Source organism: Maricaulis maris MCS10, assembly GCF_000014745.1.
GTDB classification, from domain to species: domain Bacteria; phylum Pseudomonadota; class Alphaproteobacteria; order Caulobacterales; family Maricaulaceae; genus Maricaulis; species Maricaulis maris_A.
The window spans coordinates 2,104,664-2,130,254 of sequence record NC_008347.1; the positions used below are offsets into that span (position 1 = coordinate 2,104,664).

The 25,591-nt window shown below is 63.3% G+C and carries 21 protein-coding genes; 7 read left to right on the forward strand and 14 right to left on the reverse strand.

Going from position 1 to position 25,591, the window contains the following annotated elements:
• Positions 1 to 3 precede the first annotated feature (3 nt).
• From MMAR10_RS10015 to fliQ, 6 genes are all read right to left on the reverse strand, one after another.
• Positions 4 to 975 carry a DUF3137 domain-containing protein gene (locus tag MMAR10_RS10015; RefSeq protein ID WP_011643864.1) on the reverse strand — a complete coding sequence of 324 codons (972 nt, stop codon included), beginning with the start codon at positions 973 to 975 and terminating at the stop codon, positions 4 to 6.
• Positions 975 to 3,647: a valine--tRNA ligase gene (locus tag MMAR10_RS10020; RefSeq protein WP_041637530.1), complete on the reverse strand. Its 2,673-nt coding sequence runs from the start codon at positions 3,645 to 3,647 to the stop codon at positions 975 to 977. Before MMAR10_RS10020 ends, MMAR10_RS10015 begins: the two co-directional genes overlap by 1 nt.
• A gap of 116 nt (positions 3,648 to 3,763) precedes the next feature.
• On the reverse strand, positions 3,764 to 6,325 hold the full coding sequence (locus MMAR10_RS10025) for a hybrid sensor histidine kinase/response regulator (protein ID WP_011643866.1): 2,562 nt from the start codon (positions 6,323 to 6,325) through the stop codon (positions 3,764 to 3,766).
• 39 nt (positions 6,326 to 6,364) lie between these two features.
• On the reverse strand, positions 6,365 to 7,456 hold the full coding sequence (gene flhB, locus MMAR10_RS10030; RefSeq protein WP_011643867.1) for a flagellar biosynthesis protein FlhB: 1,092 nt from the start codon (positions 7,454 to 7,456) through the stop codon (positions 6,365 to 6,367).
• 15 nt (positions 7,457 to 7,471) lie between these two features.
• On the reverse strand, positions 7,472 to 8,224 hold the full coding sequence (gene fliR / locus MMAR10_RS10035) for a flagellar biosynthetic protein FliR (protein ID WP_011643868.1): 753 nt from the start codon (positions 8,222 to 8,224) through the stop codon (positions 7,472 to 7,474).
• Positions 8,221 to 8,484 carry a flagellar biosynthesis protein FliQ gene (fliQ, locus tag MMAR10_RS10040; RefSeq protein ID WP_011643869.1) on the reverse strand — a complete coding sequence of 88 codons (264 nt, stop codon included), beginning with the start codon at positions 8,482 to 8,484 and terminating at the stop codon, positions 8,221 to 8,223. The genes fliR and fliQ overlap by 4 nt, the downstream gene beginning before the upstream one ends.
• Positions 8,485 to 8,596: 112 nt before the next feature.
• Between fliQ and MMAR10_RS10045 the strand changes: the two genes are divergently transcribed.
• The 3 genes from MMAR10_RS10045 (at position 8,597) to MMAR10_RS10055 (ending at position 14,405) form a co-directional block, all read left to right on the forward strand.
• The gene (locus MMAR10_RS10045; RefSeq protein WP_011643870.1) at positions 8,597 to 10,486 is read left to right on the forward strand and encodes a DUF885 domain-containing protein; all 1,890 of its coding nucleotides are present in this window, start codon (positions 8,597 to 8,599) and stop codon (positions 10,484 to 10,486) included.
• A 133-nt stretch (positions 10,487 to 10,619) separates the two neighbouring features.
• Complete coding sequence (locus MMAR10_RS10050; RefSeq protein ID WP_011643871.1) at positions 10,620 to 12,506, forward strand: DUF885 domain-containing protein; 1,887 nt, start codon at positions 10,620 to 10,622, stop codon at positions 12,504 to 12,506.
• Positions 12,507 to 12,527: 21 nt separating this feature from the next.
• Positions 12,528 to 14,405, forward strand: coding sequence for a DUF885 domain-containing protein (locus tag MMAR10_RS10055; protein WP_011643872.1), 1,878 nt, complete (start codon positions 12,528 to 12,530; stop codon positions 14,403 to 14,405).
• Positions 14,406 to 14,491: 86 nt separating this feature from the next.
• Here MMAR10_RS10055 and fliE read toward each other — a convergent pair whose 3' ends face one another.
• From fliE to flgB, 3 genes are read right to left on the reverse strand one after another with little or no spacing between them, the layout of a single operon-like run.
• A complete protein-coding gene (fliE, locus tag MMAR10_RS10060; protein WP_011643873.1) occupies positions 14,492 to 14,812 on the reverse strand; it encodes a flagellar hook-basal body complex protein FliE in 321 nt (106 codons plus the stop codon).
• A 44-nt stretch (positions 14,813 to 14,856) separates the two neighbouring features.
• Positions 14,857 to 15,270: a flagellar basal body rod protein FlgC gene (flgC, locus tag MMAR10_RS10065; RefSeq protein WP_011643874.1), complete on the reverse strand. Its 414-nt coding sequence runs from the start codon at positions 15,268 to 15,270 to the stop codon at positions 14,857 to 14,859.
• Positions 15,271 to 15,280: 10 nt separating this feature from the next.
• A complete protein-coding gene (gene flgB, locus MMAR10_RS10070; protein ID WP_011643875.1) occupies positions 15,281 to 15,733 on the reverse strand; it encodes a flagellar basal body rod protein FlgB in 453 nt (150 codons plus the stop codon).
• Positions 15,734 to 15,840: 107 nt separating this feature from the next.
• On the opposite strand from flgB, the gene MMAR10_RS17155 reads away from it, so the two are divergent.
• Positions 15,841 to 16,173 carry a flagellar biosynthetic protein FliO gene (locus MMAR10_RS17155; protein WP_011643876.1) on the forward strand — a complete coding sequence of 111 codons (333 nt, stop codon included), beginning with the start codon at positions 15,841 to 15,843 and terminating at the stop codon, positions 16,171 to 16,173.
• Positions 16,170 to 16,925: a flagellar type III secretion system pore protein FliP gene (fliP, locus tag MMAR10_RS10080; protein WP_011643877.1), complete on the forward strand. Its 756-nt coding sequence runs from the start codon at positions 16,170 to 16,172 to the stop codon at positions 16,923 to 16,925. Before MMAR10_RS17155 ends, fliP begins: the two co-directional genes overlap by 4 nt.
• A 597-nt stretch (positions 16,926 to 17,522) precedes the next feature.
• Here fliP and MMAR10_RS10085 read toward each other — a convergent pair.
• From MMAR10_RS10085 to MMAR10_RS16255, 5 genes are read right to left on the reverse strand one after another with little or no spacing between them, the layout of a single operon-like run.
• On the reverse strand, positions 17,523 to 20,945 hold the full coding sequence (locus MMAR10_RS10085) for a hypothetical protein (protein ID WP_011643878.1): 3,423 nt from the start codon (positions 20,943 to 20,945) through the stop codon (positions 17,523 to 17,525).
• Positions 20,929 to 21,660 (reverse strand): MotE family protein, encoded by a 732-nt coding sequence (locus MMAR10_RS16250; protein ID WP_011643879.1) that lies wholly within the window; start codon positions 21,658 to 21,660, stop codon positions 20,929 to 20,931. The genes MMAR10_RS10085 and MMAR10_RS16250 overlap by 17 nt, the downstream gene beginning before the upstream one ends.
• A gap of 4 nt (positions 21,661 to 21,664) precedes the next feature.
• On the reverse strand, positions 21,665 to 22,057 hold the full coding sequence (locus MMAR10_RS10095; RefSeq protein ID WP_011643880.1) for a DUF6468 domain-containing protein: 393 nt from the start codon (positions 22,055 to 22,057) through the stop codon (positions 21,665 to 21,667).
• Positions 22,054 to 23,184 carry a flagellar motor switch protein FliM gene (gene fliM / locus MMAR10_RS10100; protein WP_011643881.1) on the reverse strand — a complete coding sequence of 377 codons (1,131 nt, stop codon included), beginning with the start codon at positions 23,182 to 23,184 and terminating at the stop codon, positions 22,054 to 22,056. The genes MMAR10_RS10095 and fliM overlap by 4 nt, the downstream gene beginning before the upstream one ends.
• A gap of 29 nt (positions 23,185 to 23,213) precedes the next feature.
• Complete coding sequence (locus tag MMAR10_RS16255; RefSeq protein ID WP_049755711.1) at positions 23,214 to 23,777, reverse strand: flagellar basal body-associated FliL family protein; 564 nt, start codon at positions 23,775 to 23,777, stop codon at positions 23,214 to 23,216.
• Between the two features lie 262 nt (positions 23,778 to 24,039).
• On the opposite strand from MMAR10_RS16255, the gene MMAR10_RS10110 reads away from it, so the two are divergent.
• On the forward strand, positions 24,040 to 24,789 hold the full coding sequence (locus tag MMAR10_RS10110; RefSeq protein WP_011643883.1) for a flagellar hook-basal body complex protein: 750 nt from the start codon (positions 24,040 to 24,042) through the stop codon (positions 24,787 to 24,789).
• A gap of 16 nt (positions 24,790 to 24,805) precedes the next feature.
• Positions 24,806 to 25,591 carry a flagellar basal-body rod protein FlgG gene (flgG, locus tag MMAR10_RS10115; RefSeq protein WP_011643884.1) on the forward strand — a complete coding sequence of 262 codons (786 nt, stop codon included), beginning with the start codon at positions 24,806 to 24,808 and terminating at the stop codon, positions 25,589 to 25,591.

Here is a 25,591-nt window from a genome sequence, read left to right on the forward strand (position 1 = left end):
CAGTTATTCGCCCTGCCGGGCTTCATGCTCGTTCAGCTGCGCCGGCGCCACCAGCAAGTCGATCAGCCCGGTGATATGGTCGAGCTCGTCGACAATCTGGGTGAAGCGCCCCGGCTCGGTCAGCGGCCTGAACATGGAGCCGATCTCGAAGAGATTGCCGGTTTCCGCCGCGATCAACAGCTCGCCCTCACCGCTATCCTCATCGAAGGCGGCACGGACATTCTTGCCCTTCAGGCTGGTTTCCAGCGCCAGCAGGCGCTCCATGAAGGACGGGGTCAGCATGTAGCGGGCCAGCACCTGGTCATTGCCATAGACCTCGAAGGCCTTCTCGAATGTCGGGTCAACCAGGCCGATCCGCTCCAGCTTGTTGCCGCCAAAGGAGCGCCCGAAGGCCTGTATGCCGTTGAACAGGCCCTGGTCGCGCGTAATCAGGGTGATGCCCTCGACCTTGCGCGGGAAGTTGATGCGGATGATGACGCCGTGAAACACGGTGACGTAATAGGTCCGCTTGTTCGAGCGGCGGCGCTGTTCCAGATGGGCTTCATAAAGCTCGAACTCGCAGCCATCCCGCGCGCCGGCGAAATGATCCTCGAACTTGCGCCGGTCCGAGGAGGGCAAAAGACCGAATTCGCGCAGACGATCGAAGCGGGCCGGATTGGACGGTTTGGCCGAATAGGTCAGCCCCAGCGCTTCGGCGATGGTGGTATTCAGCTCCGCCTTGACCCGTTTCGACATGGCATGCAGCGCGCGGCTGCCGATCATGTAGCCAAGGAAAGGCCCGATGATGAGCGCCATGACGATCGGCACCCCATCGAATGCCTTCCAGGCGAGCACGCCGGCCAACGCCAGGGACAAAGCCACGCCGCCCGCCGTCCAGTACCAGCGCAGCCGGACGAAGCGTTTCCGATCAGCTTCCAGCCCGGCCAGCCAGGGTTCGAGCTTTTCGGTCCAGAGCGACTGGAAGCGATCGTCCATTACATCGCCTCGAGCCGGGCCAGGGCTTCGGCCATCTTGGCTTTCTGGCCGGCATAGTCGGTGAGCTTTTCGCGTTGTTCGGCGACGACGCTCTCCGGCGCATTGGCGACGAAGCGCTCATTGCCGAGCTTCTTTTCAAGGCGGCCGATTTCACCGTCGAGCTTGGCGACCTCCTTGGCGAGGCGGTCCTTTTCGGCGCCGAAATCGATGACGCCTTCCAGCGGCAAGGCCAGGGTGGTCGTGCCGAGAACGGTCTGGGCCGAGGCCGGCGGAACCGCGTCGGCGAGCGAGACCTCGGACAGGCGGGCCATGCGCTGGATCAGCGCGTCGTGGCGCTGCAGGCGGGCCGCCACCTCGGCGTCAGCCCCGACAGCGACCAGCGACAGTTTCGCGCCAGCGGGGATGTTCATCTCGGCGCGCAGGCGGCGGATATCGGTGACCAGATTGATCAACCAGTCCATCTCCGCCGTCGCCTCGGCATCCTGCAGCCCGTCGAGCTGTGGCCATTCGGCGACGATCAGCTGGGTGTCGCGTGTGCCGGTCTCTGCCCACAGCGCTTCGGTGACGAAGGGCATGAAGGGGTGGAGCATTTTCAGCGCCTGATCGAGCACATAGGCGGTGGTCGCCCGCGTCTCGGCCTTGGCGGCCTCGTCCTCGCCATTGAAGAGCGGTTTGGCGAATTCCAGATGCCAGTCACAGAAGACGTTCCAGACGAAGCGATAAGCCGCAGCCGCAGCGTCGTTGAAGCGGTAGCCATCCAGCCCGGCATTGATCGCCTCGACCGCCTGGGCGGCCTCCGAGATGATCCATTTATTGACGGTCTGGGTGACAGATTTGGGGTCATACCCGTCTGGCACGACGCACTCATTCATTTCGGCAAAGCGGGCGGCATTCCACAGCTTGGTGCCGAAATTGCGGTAACCCTCGACGCGTTCCTTGGACATGCGGATATCGCGGCCCTGCCCGGCCTGGGCGGCCAGGGTGAAGCGCACGGCATCGGCACCGTATTCGTCGATCAGCTCCAGCGGGTCGATCACATTGCCCTTGGACTTGGACATTTTCTGCCCGTTCTCGTCGCGGACGAGGGCGTGGATATAGACATCCTTGAAGGGCGCGACCTTCATGAAATGAAGGCCCTGCATCATCATCCGGGCAACCCAGAAGAAGATGATGTCGAAGGCGGTGATCAGGACCGAGGTCGGGTAATAGCGCTCGACCATCTCCGGCGTGTCATCCGGCCAGCCCAGCGTCGAGAACGGCCAGAGCGCGGAGGAAAACCAGGTGTCGAGGACGTCTTCGTCCTGCGTCAGCGCGACGTCTTTTCCAAGTTTAGCGCGCGCCTGTTCGGCGGCTGCCTCTTCACTCTCGGCCACAAAGACATTGCCGTCCTCGTCATACCAGGCCGGAACCCGGTGCCCCCACCAGAGCTGGCGTGAGATGCACCAGGGCTGGATATTGCGCATCCATTCAAAATAGGTCTTTTCCCAGGTCTTGGGATGGAAGGTGGTGCGGCCATCCTCGACGGCGGCGATGGCATCCTTGGCCAGCTCGCCGGCATTCACATACCACTGATCGGTCAGCCAGGGCTCGATGACGACGCCGGACCGGTCGCCATAGGGCTGCTGGATCACCTTGTCCTCGACCTCGCGGAGAAGGCCCAGCTCTTCCATCTTGGCGACCAGTTTCTTGCGCGCCTCGAAGCGGTCCATGCCGCGCCATTCGGCGGGAATGCGATCAAGACCGCCGGTGCCGTCATCTTCGCTCAGGAGGCGGGCCTGACGGTCGAGAATATTGACCTTGGGCAGGTCGTTCCGCTTGCCGACCTCGAAATCGTTGAAGTCGTGCGCCGGGGTGATTTTCACACAGCCTGTGCCCTGCTCGGGATCGGCATGCTCGTCGGCGACAATCGGGATTTCCACGTCGGCGATCGGCAGTTTGATCATCTTGCCGATCAGGTGCTGATAGCGCTCATCGTCCGGATGGACGGCAACCGCGCTGTCACCGAGCACGGTTTCCGGGCGCGTGGTGGCAACCACCAGCTCGCCGGAGCCATCGGCCAGCGGATAGGCGAAATGCCAGAAATGGCCTTGTGTCTCCCGGTTCTCGACTTCGAGATCGGAGATCGCGGTCTGGAAGTGCGGATCCCAGTTCACCAGGCGCTTGTCGCGATAGATCAGGCCCTGCTGGTGCAGCTCGACGAAGACTTTCAGGACGGCCTTGGACAGGCCCTCATCGAGGGTGAAGCGTTCGCGCGACCAGTCGCAGGTGGCGCCGAGGCGGCGCAGCTGCTGCATGATGGCGCCGCCGCTTTCCTCTTTCCATTCCCAGACCCGCTTGATGAAGGCCTCGCGACCCATATCGGCGCGCGAAATATTGCCTTCCTGGGCCAGTTGGCGCTCGACCACCATCTGGGTGGCGATACCGGCATGGTCGGTACCCGGCTGCCAGAGAACCGAACAACCCAGCATGCGCTTGTAGCGGACCAGAACGTCCTGGAGCGTATTGTTCAGCGCGTGACCGATATGCAGGCGCCCTGTGACGTTGGGCGGCGGAATGACGATCGAGAAAGCCTCGGCATTATCGTCATCTTTTGGCTGGAAAGCCCCGCTGTCTTCCCAGGCCTGATAGATCCGGGTTTCGGCGTCGTTCGGGTTGAAGGTCTTTTCCATGATCGTCCGCATGAGCTTGGGCGCGCACGAGCGCGCGTTTGCCCCTTTATGGGCATCTGATGGGAATTGTCAGCCCGCAAACTGCGGATTGAAGGGCGCGAAGCCGGGCCCCGACACCGCTATTCGCTCCTCTGGCCCAGCTCTTCCTTCACCTTCTCGGCAAGCTGGGTCAGCGTGAAGGGCTTGGGCAGGAAGGACACGTCCTGTTCCTGGGACAGGGTCTCGGAGAATTGCTCGGCGGCATAGCCGGAGATGAAGACGACACGGGTGTCGCCCAGCATGTCGCGCGCCTTCTTCAGCAGGCCCGGACCGTCGAGGCCCGGCATGACGACGTCGGAGATCATCAGGTCGAACCCCTCCTCGTCATCCTCGAGGATTTCATACGCCTCTTCGCCGTCGCACGCCTCGACCACGTCATAGCCACGCTTGACCAAAGTCTTGGCGGCGATCTGGCGGACGGCGTCCTCGTCTTCGACCAGCAGGATGCGACCGCGACCTGACAGGTCGGCCGGGGCTTTCTCGACCGTCTTGGCGACCTCGGCCTGCTCGAGTTCGCTGGTTTCCTCCTCGGTCGGCTCGTGGCCGGGCAGGTAGATGGTGAAGGTCGTGCCCTTGCCGACCTCACTATCGGCAAACAGGAAACCGCCGGACTGCTTGACGATGCCATAGACGGTGGCGAGACCCAGACCGGTGCCCTTGCCAGCTTCCTTGGTGGTGAAGAAGGGCTCGAAAATCTTCTCCATCGTCTCCTTGTCCATGCCGTGACCCTCATCGGTCACCGCAATGGCCAGCCAGTCACCCTCGCGTGGATTGGGAGCCCCGGCACTGCGCACGGCATCCGCATCGATCCGGGAAGTTTTCACGATCAGCGAGCCACCGCCATTGTCGCGCATGGCGTCGCGGGCATTGGCAGCGAGATTGATGATGGCGGTTTCCAGCTGGCCCTTGTCGGCCTTGATCAGCGGCAGGTCGCGACCATGCTTGATGTCCAGCCTGACCGTCTCCTCGACGATCTGGCGCAGCAGGACCGAGACATCGGACAGGAGGTCGCCGATTTCCAGCGTCTCCATGCGGAAAGTCTGCTTGCGCGAGAAGGCGAGCAGCTTGCGCACGAGACCCGCCGCCCGGGCGACAGTCTGGTTGATCGATTGCAGCTCGGAATAGTCCGGATCGCCAACCGGGTGACGGTTGAGGAGCTCGTCGCAATTGAGCCGGACCGCAGTCAGCAGATTGTTGAAGTCGTGGGCGACGCCGCCGGCCAGCTGGCCAACCGCCTGCATCTTGTTGGCCTGGCTGAACTGGCGTTCCAGCTCCTTCCAGGCGGTCACATCGATGACATAGGCGACCCGCTTGCCGCCGCGCGCCGGTGCGAAGGCCAGATGCACATACACACCCTTGTCGTCGCGATTGAGACGGGCTTCGGCCGGATCGCTGCTGCCCGCCATCGCCGCCGCGAAGGCGTCGGTCGGAGAGCGGCCGTCTTCCCAGTTGAACAGGTCGCAGAACTTGATGCCGGGCAGCGCCTTGCCGCCTGACAGCTGGACCAGGGCCGGATTGACGTCCTCGATCATCGCGGTTTCCGGGTCGGCGCCATCGAGCCGCACCACGCCAAAGGGCGCATTGCCGAACATGTCATCCAGCGTGCGACCGGTCGGGCGGGCTTCCGCGCTGGCCCCATCCGCCATGGCCTGGGAAACACCCGGAGGGGCACCGGTAACGGACAGGCCATACATCACGGCCCGGCCAGCGGCCGGTTCACCGGGAGCCCATTCCACCGCAATGGCGACCGGGCTCTCAATGCCGTCGCGGGCCTTCAACCGGGCATCGATGCGAGCAACGCCCTCACCGCCACGGGTCTGCAACACGCGCCGGGCGCCATCGCCAGTCAGCATGTCTTTCAGAGGCGGCAGGGCAACGCCCTCGCCCAAGCCCAACCAGTCGCGCAGGGTCGCATTGGCCATCGGGACATCACCATTGGGCCGCAGGGAGAACAGCGCCACCGGGGAATGCTGGGACCAGTCGGACAGGACACCGGCCCCGTCACCGTCGCGGTCTCCCGCCGGGGCCAGACGCCACAGGACCAGCCCGTTCGATTGCGGTGCCGCTTCCAGATGGAAACGCCGGACTCCATGTTCGCCCAGGTCGAGCGGCGGCAGGAGTTCACGGGCCGCTTCGCCCTGCGCGGCCGAGCGGGCCAGGCGATAGACCGTACCATCACCGCCGCCGGATCCGGCCCACAGGCGATCAACGGTCGGCAGGCCGAAACTCTGACCAAAACCGCCAGCCTGGCGGGCCAGCTCACGATAGGCTGCATTGGCCCAGCGGGCTGCGCCGCGCTGGTCCGAGATCAGGACCGGGTCGGGGAAACCGTCCATGGCCGCATAGCCCAGCTCAGACGTGCTCGGCGCGGTATTGCGGGCGACCTGGCGGCGCATGGTCTGACCAGCCGCTTCACCGGCCGCAATCGCGAACAGGATCAACACTGCGATGACCGCGAGTCCGAACAGATAGACCAGGCCATGCCCGCTATCCTGCCCCGCCCCGATCAGCGCCACGGCGGCAGCGGCGACGGCGATCCCGCCGCAGACCCAGAAGGCCACCCGACCCGCCGGTTTCGACCAAAAGCGCTTGCGCCCGGTTTCGGCGTCAGCTTGCGGGGTGGTTGGGGACGTGTCGGCCATGCGGCTCTCCGGCGCGAATCAGGACTGCTTGCAGGAAGTCTACTCGCTCGGACGGTATCGCGCGCGCCGTCCCTGCGAGAGTGACAGGACGTAGCCGACGACTTTCGCCACGGCCTGGAAGTGCTCGGTCGGGATCTCTTCGTCCAGATCAGCGGTGGCGTGCAGGGCGCGCGCCAGCGGCGGGTCCTCGACAATGGGCACGCTGTGTTCTTCGGCCAGTTCACGGATGCGCAGTGCGACCTCGTCCACGCCCTTGGCGACACAGACCGGCGCCGGGGTCTCGCCCTGCACATAATGGAGCGCGATGGCGTAGTGGGTGGGGTTGGTGACGACGACGGTCGCATCGGGCACCTTGGTCATCATGCGCCGCTGGGAGCGTTCCTGACGTAGCTGGCGAAGCTTGGCGCGGACCAGCGGGTCGCCTTCCGACTGCTTCATCTCGTCCTTGATCTCGCGCCGCGACATCCGGTTGCGCTTCATGAAGCTCTGGCGCTGGAAGATGTAGTCCAGGCCGGCGATTACGGCATAGACCGTCAACGCCGCCAGCAGCAATTCGATCGCTCCCTGGCGCACCAGTGACAGCAGGGAGCCGATATCGAGCGCCGGCAGGCCGGCCAGGATTTCGCGTTTGGGGTAGATGACCAGGAAGGCCGCGACAGCGACCAGCGCCATCTTGCCGACCCCCTTGAGGAAGTTGGCCAGGCCCTGGGGACCGAAATTGCGCTTGAAGCCCTCGATCGGATTGAGCTTGCTCAGCTTGGGCTGGATCTTCTCGGTGGTGAACAACATGCCCTGCTGGACGTAGTGGCCGGCGAACCCGGCCACGGCGAGCAGGCCGATCGGCAGACCGACTATCGCCACCACCTGCCAAGCGACAGCCTGCATCAGCCCCATCATGGCGCCGGGATTGATGGCGAAATCGTGCGGCTGCTCGAAGAAGACCTCCAGATTGCCGGCCAGCGCCCGCGACATCATCGGGAAGATGAAACTCAGCAGGGCCAGGCCGGCCGCCAGCACGAACCAGCCGGGAATCTCCTGCGACTTCGCAACATCGCCCTTCTTGCGCGCGTCATCGAGCCGCCGCTGGGTCGGTTCCTCGGTTTTCTGGCTATCGTCTTCGCCTTCAGCCATGCACCTTCAGCCTTCTCAGTTCATGTCCATGGCGAAGCGCTGCATGCGCTCCAGCCAGACCGCACTCATCGCGCCGAGCGCAATGGCGAGGATGAACAGGCCGATCATGATATTCGAAGGCATGGCGATAAAGAAGATCTGCGCCTGCGGCATCAAGCGGGACAGCACGCCGAGCGCCAGGTAGAAGAGCAGGCCATACATGATCAGCGGCGAGGCCAGCTGCACCCCGATCCGGAAGGCGTCGATAAAGGCGCTCAAGGCCCAGTCGGCGGCATCGGTCAAGGACGGCATGCTGCCCGGATCAAACACCTGGTATGAATTGGCCGCCATCTGCAGCAGCATGTGGTGGGTGTTGGTCGCCAGCAGAAGCATCAGGAAGGTCAGGTTGAGGAAGGTCGAGATCAGGGCCCCTTGCGCGCCCTGGGACGGGTCGAATGACTGGGCCATGGCAAGGCCCGACTGCATGCCGATCACCTGACCGGCGACCGCTGCTGTGGACATGAAGATACGGGCGACCGCACCGATCATCAGCCCGATGATCAGCTCGCTCATCACGATGCCCGCCATTGCCAGCGGCTGCTCCGGCATGACCGGCAGTGACGGGGCGATGATCGGGCCCAGGATCAGACAGAAAAGGAGGGCGAAGGCGAGCCGGAACCGGACCGGAATCGAGGGTTCGCCAAAACCGGGCAGCAACATCAAGATCGCCCCGAGCCGCGCAAACACCAGCCCGGCCGCGTAAACCAGCGCGGGGAGTTCGGGGATCATGGATTGGCGATCCGGTCGAATATCATCGCCATGAAGCCGGCCATCAAGCCGCCCATCAGGGGCAGGAACAACAACAAGGCAACGAAGATGGCGATGATCTTCGGGACGAATACCAACGTCATTTCCTGCACTTGCGTCAAAGCCTGGAACAAGGCGATCGTGACGCCCACGGCCAAGCCGACCAGCATGATCGGCGCTGCCATGGCAAGCATGAGCCAGATGGCTTCCCTTGCAAAATCGAGAACTTCAGGTCCGGTCACGGGTCTCGCCTCAGCACGAGCGGGGAGAATCGGTCTTACGGTTAATTATGTTTACGCATGCTTCAGCAGCGTTAAGAAATGGTCAATTCTGGTAAACGGGGAACATCCAGCCATGCGCCTTCATCTTCTGCTCGCCAGCACGAGCGCCCTTGTCCTGGCAGGCGCTTGCACGCCGGCCGACGAGACCGAAACCGCCGCCACAACCGCGAATCCGCCGGTTGCCGAGACAACGTCCGAACCGTCCGCCGCAAGCGAGCAGACCGAAACGGAACGCCTTTACGCCTGGTTCCAGCAGGAATTCGAAACGGAAATGGCCTATTCGCCGATCGGTCAGACCTATCTGGGCATGATCGACGATCTCGACGCCTATGGCCGCTGGGATGACCCGAGCGAGCAAGCCTACCGGGATGGCCTGGAGCGCGCCGCGGCACGTCAGCGCTACATGCACGAGAATTTCGACTATGACGCGCTGACACCAGAAGCCCAGGTCACCTGGCGCTTTGCCGAATTCATCACCGAGAACAATGCCCAGCAATCGGAATTCTGGGATCACGGCTACGTCTACTCGTCCTTCTTCGGCCCTCACACCGGCCTCGCCTCCACCATGATCGGCTATCATCGGATCGAGTCTGTCGAGCACGCCGAAGCCTATGTCAGCCGCCTTCAGGGCATGGGCGATGTCCTCAACACCGCCACCCAGCAGGCCGACGACCGGGCGCAACAGGGCGTCCTGGCACCCGCATTCGCCTATCCGATCATCATCGGCGCCGCGCAGCGTTTCGTCACCGGCGCACCGTTTGACGACAGTGGAGAGGATTCCCCGCTCTGGGCTGACTTCCAGGCCAAGATCGGTGAGCTCGAGATCGAAGATGAAGCGCGCCAGGACCTGCTGGACCGCGCTCAGGCTGCGCTCCTGACGAGCGTCGGCCCGGCCTATGATCACCTGATCGCGACGATGGGCACTCATGCCGACATGGCCGGCGACGCCATCAATGGCGCCTGGGCCCTGCCGGAGGGCGAGGCTTATTACCGCAGCCAGTTGATGAACTACACGACCCGGGCGGACATGACGGCCGACCAGATCCACCAGACGGGTCTGGACGAGGTCGAGCGCATCCATGGCGAGATGCGGGCGATCATGGAAACGGTCGGTTTTGAAGGCACACTGTTGGAGTTCTTCGAGCACCTGCGCACCAGCGACGAGTTCTACTACGAAGACACTGAGGAAGGCCGGCAGCGCTATCTGACCGAGTCGGCGGCGATGATCGACCAGATCAGCGAAGTCGCTCCGCAATATTTCGGTCAGCTTCCGCGGGCGGAACTCGAGGTTCGTGCGGTTGAGGAATACCGCATCACGACGGCGACCGGCGCATTCTACGAGCCTGGCTCCCTCGATGGCACGCGACCGGGCGCCTATTACGTCAATCTCGCCAACATGCGTGACAATCCGACCTATCTGATGGAATCCCTCGCCTATCACGAGGGTGCACCGGGTCACCATTTCCAGTCATCGCTGGCCCAGGAGCTCGAGAACGCACCGATGTTCCAGCGCCTGCAATGGTATTCAGCCTATGGTGAAGGCTGGGCGCTGTATGCCGAAAATCTCGGCAAGGACATGGGCTTCTTCACCGACCCCTACCAGGACTTCGGCCGCCTCTCCTATGAGGTCTTCCGCGCCGCCCGCCTGGTCGTCGATACCGGCATCCATCACCTTCAGTGGAGCGAGCAGGAGGCGGCCGATTACATGCTCGCCACCACGCCGATGCCGGAAGGCGATATCGTCAATGAGGTCCGTCGCTACATGGTGTGGCCCGGTCAGGCCGTGTCCTACAAGGTCGGCATGCTGACCATTCTCGACCTGCGCCAGCGTGCCATGGACCAGCTGGGCGATGATTTCAGCTATGGCGAATTCCATGACATCGTGCTGACCAATGGTTCGATCCCGCTGACCTTGCTGGAAGAGCTGGTCGATGACTGGATCGCCCGCAAGCTGGCCGAATAGTCCGGTCCGCCAATCGGGCCAGACCGCGACCATCGTTTGACAGTCCGACCGGGCGGCAGGTTATTCTGCCGCCCGGATCGTTTGAGCGGCCCGCCCTGTTCCGGGAGAGACAGGGCCTGCCGGGGGAGAACTCATGACACGCCTTCAAAACTGGCTCGCTGCCGCCTCGATTCTGGCCATCGCCGCTGCCTGCTCGCCGCCAACCGCCGCGCCGGCCACCGATACAAGTCCGGTCGTCGAAACCGAGGCCGCGCCAACACCGGTCGAGCAGACAGAAAGCCAGCGCCTCTACGCGTGGTATTCGGAACTCTTCGAGGCCGATCTCGCGCGCTCACCGCAGCAACAGACGGGTCTGGGCCGCATCGACGACCTGGATGCCTATGGGCGCTGGGACGATGTCAGTGACGCTGCTGCCGAGGCCGCCCAGCAGCGCCGCATCGACCGCCTCGCCTACATGCGCGAAAACTTCGACTTCGACGCGCTCGATCGCGATGCCAGCGTGTCCTGGCGAGTGTTCGAATACCTGCAGGAAACCGGCATCCGCCAGTTCGAGTTCCGTGACCAGACCTATGTCTTCACGCAGATGTTCGGACCGCACACCGGTCTGCCCTCAACGCTGATCGGCCAGCACCGGGTCGAGAATGCCGATCACGCCGAGGCTTATATCTCGCGGCTCAACGGTATCGGGCCTGTCCTCGACACGCTGATCGCCCGCGCCGATGCCCGTGCCGAAGCCGGCGTCATCCCGCCGCGCTTCGCCTTTGAATATCTGATCGGCAATACCGGCGCGGTGGTCACCGGTGCCCCGTTTGATGACAGCGAGGCGGTCTCTCCCCTGCTCGCCGACTTCACGGCCAAGGTCGAGGCTCTCGACATTGACGATGACGCCAAGGCAGACCTGATCGCGCGCGGAACCACGGCGCTGACGGACGTCGTGGGGCCCGCCTACGGCCGGTTGATCGCGATGTTCGAACGCCACGAGGCGATGACCGACGAGCGCGACGGCGCCTGGAAACTGCCGCGCGGTGAGGCCTATTACCAAAGCCAGCTGGCCGCCTTCACCACCCTGCCGGACCTGTCGCCGCAGGAAGTGCACGATACCGGTCTCGCCGAGATCGAGCGCATCCATGGCGAGATGCGCGGCATCATGGAGCAGGTCGGATTCGAAGGCAGCCTCCAGGACTTCTTCGAATTCATGCGCACGGACGAGCAATTCTACTACCCGTCCACCCCGGAAGGCCGGGCGCGCTACATCGCCGAGGTCTCGGACGTGTTCGACCGCGTACGTGGCATCATCCCCGATTATTTCGACACCGTCCCGCAAGGCGAGATGATAGTGCGCGAAGTCGAGGCCTATCGCGCCGCCGGCTCCCCGACCGCCTTCTACAATACCGGTTCGCTCGATGGGGCCCGCCCGGGCATCTACTATGCCAACACGCTGAACATGCGAAACCTGCCCGTCTATCAGATGGAGACTCTGGCCTACCACGAAGGCATTCCCGGTCATCACTTCCAGCTGACGCTGGCGCAGGAGCAGGAAGGCACGCCGATGTTCCAGCGCTTCCTCTACCTGTCGGCCTTTGGCGAGGGTTGGGCGCTGTACGCCGAAAGCCTCGGCAAGGACATGGGCATGTTCGACGATCCCTACCAGGATTTCGGCCGCCTCGCCTATGAGCTGTGGCGGGCCGGGCGCCTGGTCGTCGATACCGGCATTCACTCGCTGCAATGGTCACGCGAGGATGCGATCGACTATCTGCGAGCCAATACCTCCTTCACCGAGGAGGAAATCACCCGCGAAGTCGAGCGCTATATCGTCTGGCCGGGTCAGGCGACCTCCTACAAGACCGGGCAGATGCGGATCCGGCAATTGCGCGACTTCGCGCAGGCCGAGTTGGGCGATGCCTTCGACTATGGCGAGTTCCACGATGTGGTGCTCACCAATGGCTCGCTGCCCTTGGCGGTGCTGACCGCCCTGGTCAATGATTATGTCGACGAAAAGCGGACCGAAGCGTCCGAATAATGCACCTGAAGGGGTAAGATAATGCGTATTTCACACTGGACTGCTGGCGTTTCGGCGCTCGCTCTCCTCACTGCCTGCAATGCCGCCGAGGACACCGCTCTTGAGTCCGATGCGATGCCGGCCGAAACCGCCGCAACCGAGACCATGGCTGACGCCGAAACAGCCAGCATGGAGGAGACGGAATCCGATCGCCTCAATGCCTGGTTCCAGGACGTGTTCGACCGCAATGTCGCGCGCTCACCGATGACCCAGACCTATCTGGGCATGAAGACCAATTACGACCAGTGGTCGGATGCGTCTCCCGAGTATGCCCAGGAAGGCTTTGAGCTCGGTCAGGCTGATCTGGCGCACATGCAGGCCACGTTCGATTTCGATGCCCTCGACGACAGCGCCCAGCTGTCCTGGCGCCTGTTCGAATACAATGCCGAGCGCGCCCAGGAAGCCCAGCGCTGGAATGATCACGGCTACACCTTCACACCGCGTTCGGGCCCGCACATGAATGCGGCCTCCTTCCTGATCAACAATCACCGCGTCGATACGGCCGAGGACGCGCAGGCCTATATCGGCCGCCTGCGCAATCTGCCGACCTATCTGGACCAGAACATCGCCAATTCGCGCCGCTCGGCCGAGCTTGGCGTCCTGACCCCGCAATGGACCTACGAGCCGATGATCGCCACGGCCCGCAATATCATTTCGGGCGCACCGTTTGATGATGGCGAAGCCAGCCCGCTCCTCGCCGATTTCACCGGCAAGGTCGAGGCGCTGGACATTGATGATGCCGACAAGGCCCGCCTGATCAGTGAAGCCGAAGCCGCCCTTACCGAAGCCGTGGCCCCGGCTTATGGCCGCGTCATCGCCCTGTTCGAGGAGCAGGCGGAAGTCGCGACCGAGGATGATGGCGTGTGGAAACACCCCGATGGCGGGGAGTTCTACAACTTCCTGCTCAACGGTTACACGACGATGGATTTGTCGGCCGAGGAGATCCACCAGCTGGGCGTCTCCGAAGTCGCGCGCATTCATGATGAAATGCGCGGCATCATGGAGCAGGTCGGCTATGAGGGGTCGCTGCAGGACTTCTTTGAATTCATGCGCACCGACGAGCAGTTCTACTACCCCAATACCGACGAAGGCCGGGCCGAGTACCTGGCCGAGGCGACCTCGCTCATCGACACGATGACCGAGACCCTGCCGCAAATGTTCAACACCTTCCCTCGCGCCGAGCTCGAGGTCCGCCGGGTTGAGATCTTCCGCCAGGACGCCGCCGGCAAGGCCTTCTACCAGCGCCCCGCCCCGAACGGCTCCCGTCCGGGCGTCTACTATGCCAACCTGCGCGACATGTCGCTGATGCCGACCTACCAGATGGAAGCGCTGGCCTATCATGAGGGCAGCCCGGGTCATCACATGCAGCTGGCGATCATGCAGGAGCTGGAAGGCATCCCCGCCTTCCGTCGCTTCGGCGGCTACACCGCTTACACCGAAGGTTGGGGTCTCTACACCGAATTCCTGCCCAAGGAATTCGGCTTCTATTCCGACCCCTATTCCGACTTCGGCCGTCTGGCGATGGAGCTGTGGCGGGCCTGCCGTCTCGTGGTCGATACCGGCCTGCACTATCACCAGTGGACGCGCCAGGAAGCGATCGACTATCTCAGCGAAAACACGCCGAACCCGCTCGGCGACAGTATCGCCGCGATCGACCGCTATATCGTTTATCCGGGCCAGGCGACGGCCTACAAGATCGGCATGCTGGAAATCCTGCGCCTGCGCGGTATCGCCGAGGAAGCGCTAGGAGAGGCCTATGACATCCGCGACTTCCACGATGTCGTGCTGACCCAGGGCGCCATGCCGCTCTCGGTGCTGGAAGAGCGGGTCAATGCGTGGGTGGCGAGCGAACAACCGTAACGCAAACCCTTCGATCCAACATGGCCCAGACATGAAAAAGCCCCGGCTCTGGCCGGGGCTTTTGCATTGGTGGATGATCACATGGATCAGATCGGCATGCGCAGGATTTCCTGATAGGCCTTCACGACCTCATCGCGAACCGCAACGACGGTCTCCAGCGAGATCTCGGCAGCCGACACGGCGGTCACCACATCGATCAGCTCGGCTTCGCCGGCGGCGCCCGCAGCCGTCATCCGTTCGGAATGGGCGAGCGTCTGGCTGGTGTCGGCAATGGCATTGCCCAGCAGCGAGCCGAAATCGAGACCGCCACTGGCGGCTGCGCTGTCCTGGCTCGAGCCGAGCGAGGATTGCTGGGCAGAGCGGATAGCAGCCTGGTAGGCCTGTACGGCAGAGAGATCAGCGGCCATGGACGTCGTCCTTCATCCTGTTTCTAGGGCTCGCGTCGACTATTCTAGCGACGCAGCAGATCCAGCGCCCGCTCCTGCATGCGACGGGCATTCTCGATCATGTTGAGATTGGCTTCGTAGGACCGCATGGCCTCGCGCATGTCCATCATCTCCACCAGCGTCTGCACGTTGGAGTACTGGACATAGCCTTCGGCATTGGCAGCCGGGTGGCCGGGGTCATATTCGAGCGTGAACTCGCTCTGGTCGTGCGCGACATCGGTCATGCGCACGGCGTTCAGCCCGGTGGCGCGATCAAGCTCGGCTTCAAACACCGGGACCTGACGCCGATAAGGATCACCGCCGGCCTCGCGTGCTGTGGAGTCGGCATTGGCAATGTTTTCCGAGATGATCCGCATCCGTGCGGCCTGGGCCCGCATGCCGAACGCGGAGATCTGCATTGTATCTGAAGCATTACCCATCGATCACTCCCTATCGGCCCGGCGCACGGATCGCCGTGCGCAGCAGGCCAATGCTTTTCTGGTAGAGGGTCAGCGCGCTTTCATAGCGCATCCGGTTTTCCTGGGCCCGTACCATCTGTTCCTCGATGACGACAGAATTGCCGTTCACCGTTGTCTCCGAGTCGGGGCGCTCGCTCGTCTCCCAGTTCGATGACGATCCGCCACCCGTGCTGGAAGCCGGAATATGCCCGGCAGCGGTTGTCGTCAGATTCAGCGCACCCCGATTGCTGCCACCGGCACCGCCCGCATTGCCACCCATCTGGGCACGCAGCGCAGCGTGAAACTCGGACTCGTCAATGTCCCGCGGTGTGTAGCCCGGCGTGTTCGCATTGGCGATGTTCTCCGCGATCACCTGCTGGCGATCGGAGTGGAAACTCATCGATTGTCGAAGCAGTGCCAGGACCGGCACGTCGTCGGGCCGCATGCGCGAATCCCCTTTCTCAGTTATGAACGAAGGTGGTCCCGCACGGTTAACGCCGACTTAACCGCAGCACCCCAGACAGTGGTTATTGTTTATGAGGCCAAAGCTCGATGTCCGATATCGTCAACTGGACCAGCTACTTGTTTGCCATCTCCATCCTTGTCGCCCTGCTGGGCGGATTGGGACTGTTCGGCTATGCCGTCCAGAAGGGCTGGCTGCTGCAGCAAATGACGGGATTGCGCCAGCTGGGCGGAACCGACCGCCGCCTCAAGCTCCGCGAAACCCTTGTCATCGATCCGCGCCGTCGGGTGGTGATCCTGCAGGCCGATGGCGAAGAACATGTGGTCCTGCTGGGTGCAGAGCGGGAGACCATACTGTCGACCGGCGCGGCCAAACCGGTCAGCGCGGCGGCCTTGCGAGACACGCTGGAGGGTTCGGCATGAGTGCCCGCAAAGGCTTCTGGTTCTGTTTTTCGCTGTTTCTGCTGGGCGTAATCACCCTGATCGGCTTCCAGGCCGATGCGCAGACCGTGACCATCGATGCCGGCCAGGAGGGCGCACTGACCGAGCGAGTCCTGCAGCTGATGGCGCTGTTGACCGTGCTGTCGTTGGCGCCGTCCATCATCATCATGACCACCAGCTTCGTACGCATCATCGTGGTGCTGTCGCTGCTGCGAACCGGGCTGGGCCTGCAGCAGAGCCCGCCGAACGCGGTCCTGGTCTCGCTGGCCATCTTCATGACCGGCTTCATCATGGCGCCGGTCTTCACCCAGTCCTATGACGAGGGCATCCAGCCCCTGCTGAACGAAGAGATCGAGCTGACCGAGGCCTTCGACCTTTCGACCGCGCCACTCAAGACCTTCATGCTCAGCCATGTCCGCGAGGACGATCTCGCCCTGTTTATCGACATGTCCCAGGAGGCCGTTCCGGAATCGCCGGAAGCGACCTCGTTCTGGATCGTCGCTCCGGCCTTCATGATCTCGGAATTGCGCCGCGCCTTCGAGATCGGCTTCCTGCTGTTCATCCCCTTCCTGATCATCGATCTCGTCGTCGCCTCGATCCTGATGTCGATGGGCATGATGATGCTGCCCCCGATCGTCATCTCGCTACCGTTCAAGCTGATCTTCTTCGTTCTGGTCGATGGCTGGCGACTGGTAGTGGGATCATTGGTGCAGAGTTTCGGGACATTGAGTTGACGGGGAACTCGGTTCCCACCGCGCAGTGCCCCATGCCTGACGGTACGAGCCCCCATGATTGAAGCAGTTTATCCCCTCTGCGCGCCACTTTCCTTCTCCCCTGGGAGAAGGTGGCCGGAGGCCGGATGAGGGGAGAAACTCCTGCGGACAGCGGGACTTCCCCATCACCCTGACCCTCTCCCCAGTGAGAGGGAACGCATCACCCAGCATAAAATCCGCAAAACTTATCCTCCCCCCTTATCCGCCATGGGACACTGCCCTTGGTTTTCGGGACGGGAGGCACGAGCTCAGTCACTTGTGCCCGGAAGCGAGCGGAGCCTGTCCGCGCCTTGGATGTGACAATCCAAAGCTCCGGCAGGGCGTGCGACCAGGTCGCGGGGCACTAAACGACCGACCCCATCTACCTGCCGCATTGGAATCGGGGGCGAGAGCGTCCGGGAAATCTCCGAGAACGGGATGTCGAGGACATCACGGACACCGCATACCACCAACAGGACACCCCGGTGTCCGCCGACATCCCGTTCCCTCCCACACTTCGGCGCAAGAGCGTGCGGAGACGAGAAACCGTGCGCATGTCTGGAGAAGGAGGAGCGTCAGCTAGCTCGGCCCACCACCATTCACAAAGCGCGCCCGGAAGGGCTCCATGAAGGCGTCCAGCGTATCGATGCTGGCGATGCGGGACGCCATGTCGGAGAAGCGGACATTGCCGGGGGTTGCGTCATCATCGGTCAGGAGGCTGAACGCGGCGGCCTGGTCGGTCTGGGCCATGGCTTCGCCATAACGTTGCCCAAGGCGGACCGCGCTCGCCGTGTCCCGCGACAGGCTATAGGCGATGGCAGCACGCAGGAGGTCGTCTTCCTCGGTTGGCACCAGCGGTGCAGGGTCCGAATGACGATTGCCCAGAATACCTTCCAGCCGGCGACCGGCATTGCGCCAGTCGCGCTGGGTCCAGGCAACATCGGCGCGCAGGCGGCTGGCGGCCTCGGACTGGTCCGAGGCGATCAATTCCAGCGCCTGATCCGACCGCCCCAACTCGGACAGGGCGCGGGCCTCCAGCAGGTAGCGCTCATCGACCAGCACTTCTGGCAGACCGGCGATGCGTGAACGGCGGATGGTGTTGAGGGCGTCTTCATAGCGACGGTCCATCAGGTAGACGATGGCCAGATCGGTCGCCACGCGGGCGCGTGCGAGTGGCTCTCGCAGGCGATAATCGACCTGATGCTGCAACAGCTCAGCGGCCGGGTCGAGCAGATCAAAGGCAATCAACCGGTCGGCCAGGCGACGGATCATGCGATCGCCATCGGCACCGATCGGGGCCAGGTGTTGATACTGGTAGAAGATGGCGACCGCCTCGACCGGGTCCATGCGGTCCGCCTCGCCATCGAGGAAGAGGCGGCGGAAGATCGACACCATGTCCTCGCCGATACGGCGTCCAGCTTCGGATTCGGGGAAACGCGCCTGGGCCGTGGCCATGGTCTCCAGCCCGCCGGCGAAATCACCGGCCTGGACATAGAGTTCGCCAAGGGTGCGGACCGTTTCCAGCTCGATCGTGTCACCACGCCAGCGGAAGCGGAGATTCTCCAGATTCTCGATGGCAACGGTGCGACTGATCACACCCTCGTCAAGCTGTAGCCGGTAAAGGTCGAAAAGGGCTCGGGCCTCGGACTCGGGATGGCCGGATTCCGACAATTCCTCGAAACGGCGGATCGCCTCGGTCCGGTTGCCGCTGGCCTCGGCGACACGGGCCGCGACATAACGCGCATCCAGGCGCGTCCGCCAGTCCGGATCTCCGGCCTCGACGGCGTAGAGATAGTCCTGTGCGGCGGCGGTGTCGCCCAGCTCCAGTGCGGCGCGGGCATGAGCGGCATTGAAGCGCGCCTGCCATTCCGGCGGGTAGTGATAGACGGTCGCCTCGCCGGTATTGAACCGGCGGCGAGCATCCTGCCAGCGCTCTTCACTGACCGCGACCATGGCTCGCCAGAGATCGGCAGCGGGGTCCTGGGCCAGGGAGGCATGCGACAGGTAGGCAGAGGCATCCTCGGGACGGTGCAACATATAGCTGGCGACGGCCTGCAGCGACCGCACGTGAGGATCATCGACCAGTTGCGGTTCGGCAGCTACGGCCAGTTCGGCCATGCCGAGCGCTTCAGGCGCCAGATCACGGGCCAGAAGGAATCGCGCCAGCGCGATCTGGCCATCCGTGCCATCTTCCAGCGCTGTGCGACGCAGGCGCGCATTCCATTCATCCAGATACGGGCCCGTTCCACGCCAGGCATCGAAATACATCAAGGCCGGCGATGAAATATTGGCCAGAACCGAGCTTTCGGCATCAACCCGGCCTGCCGTGGCGGCTGGCGTCAGGTTCAGCCCGCTGGGACGGCTGATCGCGGCACCGCTACCGATCAGGGTAATCTCGATATCTTCAGCGATAGCCTGGACTGCTCCGCCCTGGGCACTGGGCAGCAGGGCCCCGCCGACAAATTCACTTCGAGCGGCCAGTCCCTGGATCGGACCGAGCGCCGTGATCACGCCGATCATGTCACCGACCACCGGATCATCGATCCAGCGGATCGCGTGGGCGCTGGACATGTCCATCAGGATGCGACCGGGCCGACCGCGACGGGCATCCCGGCGCACATTGATCGGACGCGGCGGCGCGTCGATCCGCTCTGAAAGGACAACGGTCCAGCGATTGCCATCCAGACGGGCTTCGGCCTGCGAAGTGGCCGGCACGATCAGTCGCGCGGCACTATAGGTCTCGCCATTGACCCCGGCGAAATTACGGATGTGGCGACGGCTGGCGCCGTCGAGTTCGCGCAGGTCGAGCTCGGCGGCGGCATCAAACACCACCCAGACCGCTTCGCCGCGCCGGAAGACTGCCATGCCGAGCGGCGCCTGCCAGTTGAAGTCGATCCTCAGATCGCCATTGAAATCAGAGACCTCGGCCTGCACAACGCCGTCAGCGGGGACCGGGTTGCCACCGGACGGCTGGGCTGACAGCTCCGCTGGACGATTGTCAGCAGGAGCGGCGGCGGGTGGCGGGGCTTCGGCAACGACCGGCACCGGCTCCGCGGCAGACTGCGTGGCGGGGCGTTGCGGACGCGGAACAGCAACCGGTTCAGCCTCAGCCTGTCTTTCATCATCGCTGGCGATCTCGTCCGTCTCGATTTGAGCACCGGCAGCGGCCTCGATCTGCGCCAACAGGGTCTCGGCGTCCGCGAAGGCCGGGTCCGGCAGATCGATCGCGACACGCCCCCCCTCACCCCAGGCACGGACCTGGACACCGGGTTCGACATCCAGCGTCAGCACGAACTCGTCGCCGTCGCGGGTCGCACTCAATCCATTGAGAAAGCGCGGCGGCGATCCCGCCAGACGGCTCAGATCGATGTCGGCGGGTTCCGCGAAGCGCACTTCCGCCACATCGCCTGACTGGCTGACCGAGACCTCGACTTCACGCGGCCACAACAATTCGATCCGTGTGTATTCCGTCGCCTGGCCGACGCGGTATTGGACCGGCAGGGCCTCGGCGGGCGGTGGCGGTGGCGGCGGCAGGGCGGCCTGCTCGGCAGCCAGTCGCGCGGCCTCGATCTCGCGAGCCTCGCGCGGCGAGACAATGTCGGCAGGACGGCTGCCACCCACAGGCACAAAATCAATCGCGACCTGGTCATAGCTGGCGGAGGTATAGGCATCGACCGTCTGGTTGAGGGCGATGCGCAAGGTCGATCCGTCGGGGTCCAGACGGGCCCGGGCGGCCAGGCCTTCAAGCGACCCGACCAGGGACGCAACATCGGCATCAAGCGGTTCGCTCAATCGGGCAATCAGGACGGTGTGTTCGACGCTGACATCGGCGGTCGGCAGACGGTCGGCGACACTATCGTCATAGTCGATCAGCAGGCGCAGGGAATTATTGCCGCGCTCGACACTGAGCGTGGCTGGCGACTGGGCCAGGGCTGTTGAGGCCAGCAACAGCGGCAGGACGCATCCGGCAAGGCCGGCCGTATATCTAGTCGGCCTCGGCAATCCGCGCCTCCAGCTCGGCCACGGTGTCCGGCAGGTCCGACCGGCGCGCCATGCGCTCGGTCAGGGCGGCCGCCGCGCCGGTATTCATCTCGGCGAGGATCGCGCCAAAAACACGTTGCGACATGCGCGAGGCAATCTGCAGCTGTGTGTCCATGTCGAGGGTCGCGATGCGCTCGGACGAGTCACGCGGGTCCATGGCGGAGTACCAGGCGACAATCACGTCCATGTCTTCGTTCTCGCGGTCCGACAGCTCGCCCGACAGGCTTTCAATCTGGGTCCGCAGGGCGTTGAGCTCGGTGATCTTGGTGTCCACCCGCTGCTCCATCGCCAGCATCAGCGCTTCGCGGGTCTCCAGCTCCCGTTCACGACTGTCGAGCTCGGAAGAGCGTTCGCGCAGGCGGTAGATGACACGCTCTTCCTCGGCGGTCCGGACACCACTGGCAATCCGTTCGGCAAAGGCCGCAGAGACGTCCGACGCACTTGGCTCATCCTCGGCCGGCGCGGGAGCCGCATGGTCGGCCGGCATGATGGGCGCATCCTCGCCCTCACCCGCAACGTCCTCGTCCTGAGCCTGCTCGGTGACCTCGGCGGCCATGGCACTGCCCTGGGCCTCCCACCAGTCGGCCGCCCCGTTGGCGATCGACAGCGTCTTGAGGCCCAACAGACCGCCCATCAGGACGGCCAGCACGGTGAGGAAGCGAAGGGGTTCGCGCATGGATCTACCTCACATCCTTGAGATCATTGATGACGCGGGAGCCGGCACCGTCCGGGAAAATATCGGCAGCGCGGCGACGCGGCGCTCGACGCTGGGCCAGGCTGTCGGCCTTGCGGTCGACATTGCCGGTCACCAGGTGGAGTTCATCGGCCAGGGTCCGCGCTTCGCTGACACGCTTTTCCAGCACGTCGACGGACTGTGCGGTGGCACGCTCCAGAGCGCCAAGGCTGGCGCGGGCACGATCGGTTGCCTCATTGAGGGCGATCACCGACTCGCGCACGCCGTCCTGGCCCTTTTTCAGGGCGTTCAGACGGCGATCCACGCGCCAGCACATGACCACAGCCACAACCAGCAGCGCAGCAACGAGGCCTTCAAAAATCAGGGCGGCGAGTGTCATGCAAACCTCATCATGGCTTTTTTGGCTCCCGGCGAGAGCGGTCCGCTCAAGCGTAGGGCAACATTGTGTCCGATGCGCCCCATGCGGCCGCGGGTCAGGGGGACCTGACCGCAGCGCAGTTCGACATCACTGCTCGGCGACGCGTCGAGATAGAGCGTGTCACCCACTTTCAGATTGGCCACGGTGCCCAGGGACACACGCTGCTCGTCGAGCACGGCCTGGACTTCCATCTTGGTCGACCAGAGTTCGGTCGCCAGGTGGCCTTCCCAGATATTATCACGTCCGAATTTTTCCCCCATGAACTGCTGGAGCAGCATTTTCCGGATCGGCTCCAGAGTCGCATAGGGAAGAAGAAGCTCGATTCGACCGCCGCGGTCTTCCATGTCGATCCGCAGCTTGACCAGGATGGCCGCATTGGCCGGTCGGGCAATAGCGGCAAAGCGCGGATTGGTCTCGACACGCTCGAGGTCAAATTCGACATCGGTCAGCGGTGCGAAGGCCTGTTTGGCATCGCCCAGAACGACTTCGATCATGCGCTGGACGAGCATCCGTTCGATCGTGGTGTAGGGCCGACCTTCAATCCGCATGGCCGACGTGCCTCGGCGACCGCCGAGCAGCACGTCCACAATCGAGTAGATCAGGTTGGAGTCGACGGTCAGCAGGCCGTAATTGTCGAGCTGCTGGGCCCGGAACACGGCCAGGATGGCTGGCAGCGGGATTGAATTGAGATAATCGCCGAACCGGATCGAGGAAATATTGTCGAGCGAGACCTCGACATTGTCCGAGGTGAAATTGCGCAGCGAGGTCGTCATCAAGCGCACAAGGCGGTCAAAGACGATCTCCAGCATCGGCAGGCGTTCGTAGGAGACCAGGGCGGAATTGATGATCGCGCGGATACCGGACTTGTCCGCAGCGTCGTCATCGGAGAGCGAGAAGCCGAGCAGGCTGTCGATCTCGTCCTGGTTGAGGATGCGCTCGGCCCCACCGCCAACTGTCGGCAGGTCCTGCTCATCATCCTCGGCACCGACCATCGCCTCCCATTCGGACGCCAGGTCGAGGTCGTCTCCGTCCTCGGCCATGGCTTCCCATTCGGCCGCCAGTGCATCTTGGTCCATATCGTCAGACATGCGTGTGCTTTCCGTTGGTCGTCATCGGCCTAGTCGACAATCATGAATTCCTGGATCCAGACCGCATCGATCTGGTCCGGCTCGATGGCCAGGTTGACCCGGCGCAGCAGTTCCAGCTTCACGCGGTGCATGCCCGCCGACCCGTAGAGATCGTCCTCACGCAGCTCACGCAAGAACATGATGAACTGGTCCATGACCGGGTCGTAATGCTCTTCCAGGATCGGACCGAGATCCGACCGGCTCGACTCGAAGGAGATTTTCAGCTGGACGATGACCGGACGCCCGGTCACCGACCGGATATTGGTGGTGATCGTCTCTTCGGTGCCGTCGCCCTCGCGCAGATCATAATAATATACTTCGTCAGTGGCATGGCTGTCGGCGGCACCATGGCCATCCGCATCCTCACCATGACCGGCATCGGCATGCTGTTCCTCGTCGTCGCCACCACCGGCGAACATCATGAAACCGCCGACACCCGCGAGCAGCAGGATCAGAACGGGAAGACCGATAAAGAGCACCAATTTCAATGGGTTCTTCTTCGGCGCCTCTTCGCCTTCGGCGTCGTCTTCGATCTCTTCGTTGTCGTCAGCCATGACCAGGCTCCCAGTCGGGGGAATCATCTGATCCCATTAACGACCAGCGCGGTTAACGTTTCGTAGTGATTGGCGGCGACCCGGCAACTTCTTCCCCCTGCCGTGACGGTCTTTGCCGGAAAGGCTTGCCGGGCTTGCCACCCCCTCCCCGTCAACCTCTTGTTTTCCATGAAAATTAACCTTGGCACGCCGCGTGCAGCAGCACTGGCAACTGCCGCGCAATGACGACGGCGGACCCCAGGCTCCAGAAAGGAACCGCCCGATGGACAACGCAATGATGATCGGCCTCTCGCGCCAGATGACCCTTCGCCGGTCTATGGACGTCGTGGCCAACAATATCGCCAACGCCAATACAGCCGGCTTCAAGGTTGAATCCCTGCTGCTGGAAAACCGCGCTGCACCGACTGCCACGCATGATGACGGACCGGCCGACATCCAGTTCGTCAATACCTGGGGCATGGCTCGCGATTTCCGCCAGGGCGAACTCGCCTTCACCGGTCGCGAATTTGATCTCGCCATTGATGGCGGCGGCTTCTTCGCCGTCGAGTCGAATGGCGAAGAGCAATTCACCCGTGACGGCCGCTTCCGCCTTGATGGCGCCGGCCAGCTGGTCGCCTCCGACGGCGCGCCCGTTCTTGACGCCGACACCCGCGGCCCGATCCTGATCGACGCCTCCGCCGGCAGTGTCCAGATCGTCGAGGGCGGCATGATCATGCAGAACGACCAGCAGATCGGCCGGATCGGCGTGTTCGAGATCGCCAACCGCTCGGAAATGTCCAAGCAGGGCAATGGCCGCTACACCATCCCGCCGATCGAGGATCCGGCCAACGAGCCGCTGGCCATGATCGATGCGACGGTGAGCCAGGGCTTTGTCGAGCAGTCCAACGTGCAGTCGATCCTCGAACTCACCGACATGATGTCTGTCATGCGCAGCTACCAGTCGGTCTCGAAATTCCTTGAACAAGCAGAAGACCTGAGCAAGCGCGCCATCGAGCGCCTTGGCCGGATCTGATCGGAGGAGAACGAATATGCGTGCTCTCACCACCGCCGCCACCGGCATGCAGGCCCAACAGCTGAATGTCGAAGTGATCTCGAACAACCTGGCCAACATGAACACCACCGGGTTCAAGCGCCAGCGGGCCGAGTTCCAGGACCTGCTCTACCAGAATGTCCAGCAGATGGGTGCCGCCAGCTCCGACGCCGGGACGATCGTGCCGACTGGCGTCCAGGTCGGTCTAGGCGTGCAAACAGCTTCCATCTACCGCATCACCGAACAAGGTGCGCTGTCGAATACCGGCAATCCGTTTGACCTCGCCGTGTCCGGCGAAGGCTATTTCCGGGTTCAAATGCCCGATGGCTCCGATGGCTTTACCCGCGCCGGCAATTTTGCAGTGAGCGGTGATGGCGAGCTGGTCACCTCGGAGGGCTATACCGTCGCGCCGGGCATCGCCATTCCTAACGGCGCCCGCCAGATCGAAATCAATATTCAGGGTCAGGTCCAGGTGCAGATCGACGGTCAAACGGACATGCAGACCGTAGGCCAGATCGAATTGGCGACCTTCTTCAATCAGGCTGGCCTTGAAGCCATTGGGGGCAATCTTTTCCTGGAAACAGCGGCCTCTGGCTCAGCGTCACTCGGAACGCCGGGTTCGCCGGGCTTCGGCGATATCCAGCAGGGCTTTGTCGAGACCTCGAACGTCAATTCGGTGTCAGAAATCACCGCCCTGATCCAGGCCCAGCGCGCCTATGAAATGAACGCCCGCGTCATCACCGCATCCGACGAGATGATGGCCGCTTCCTCCAACCTTCGCTAA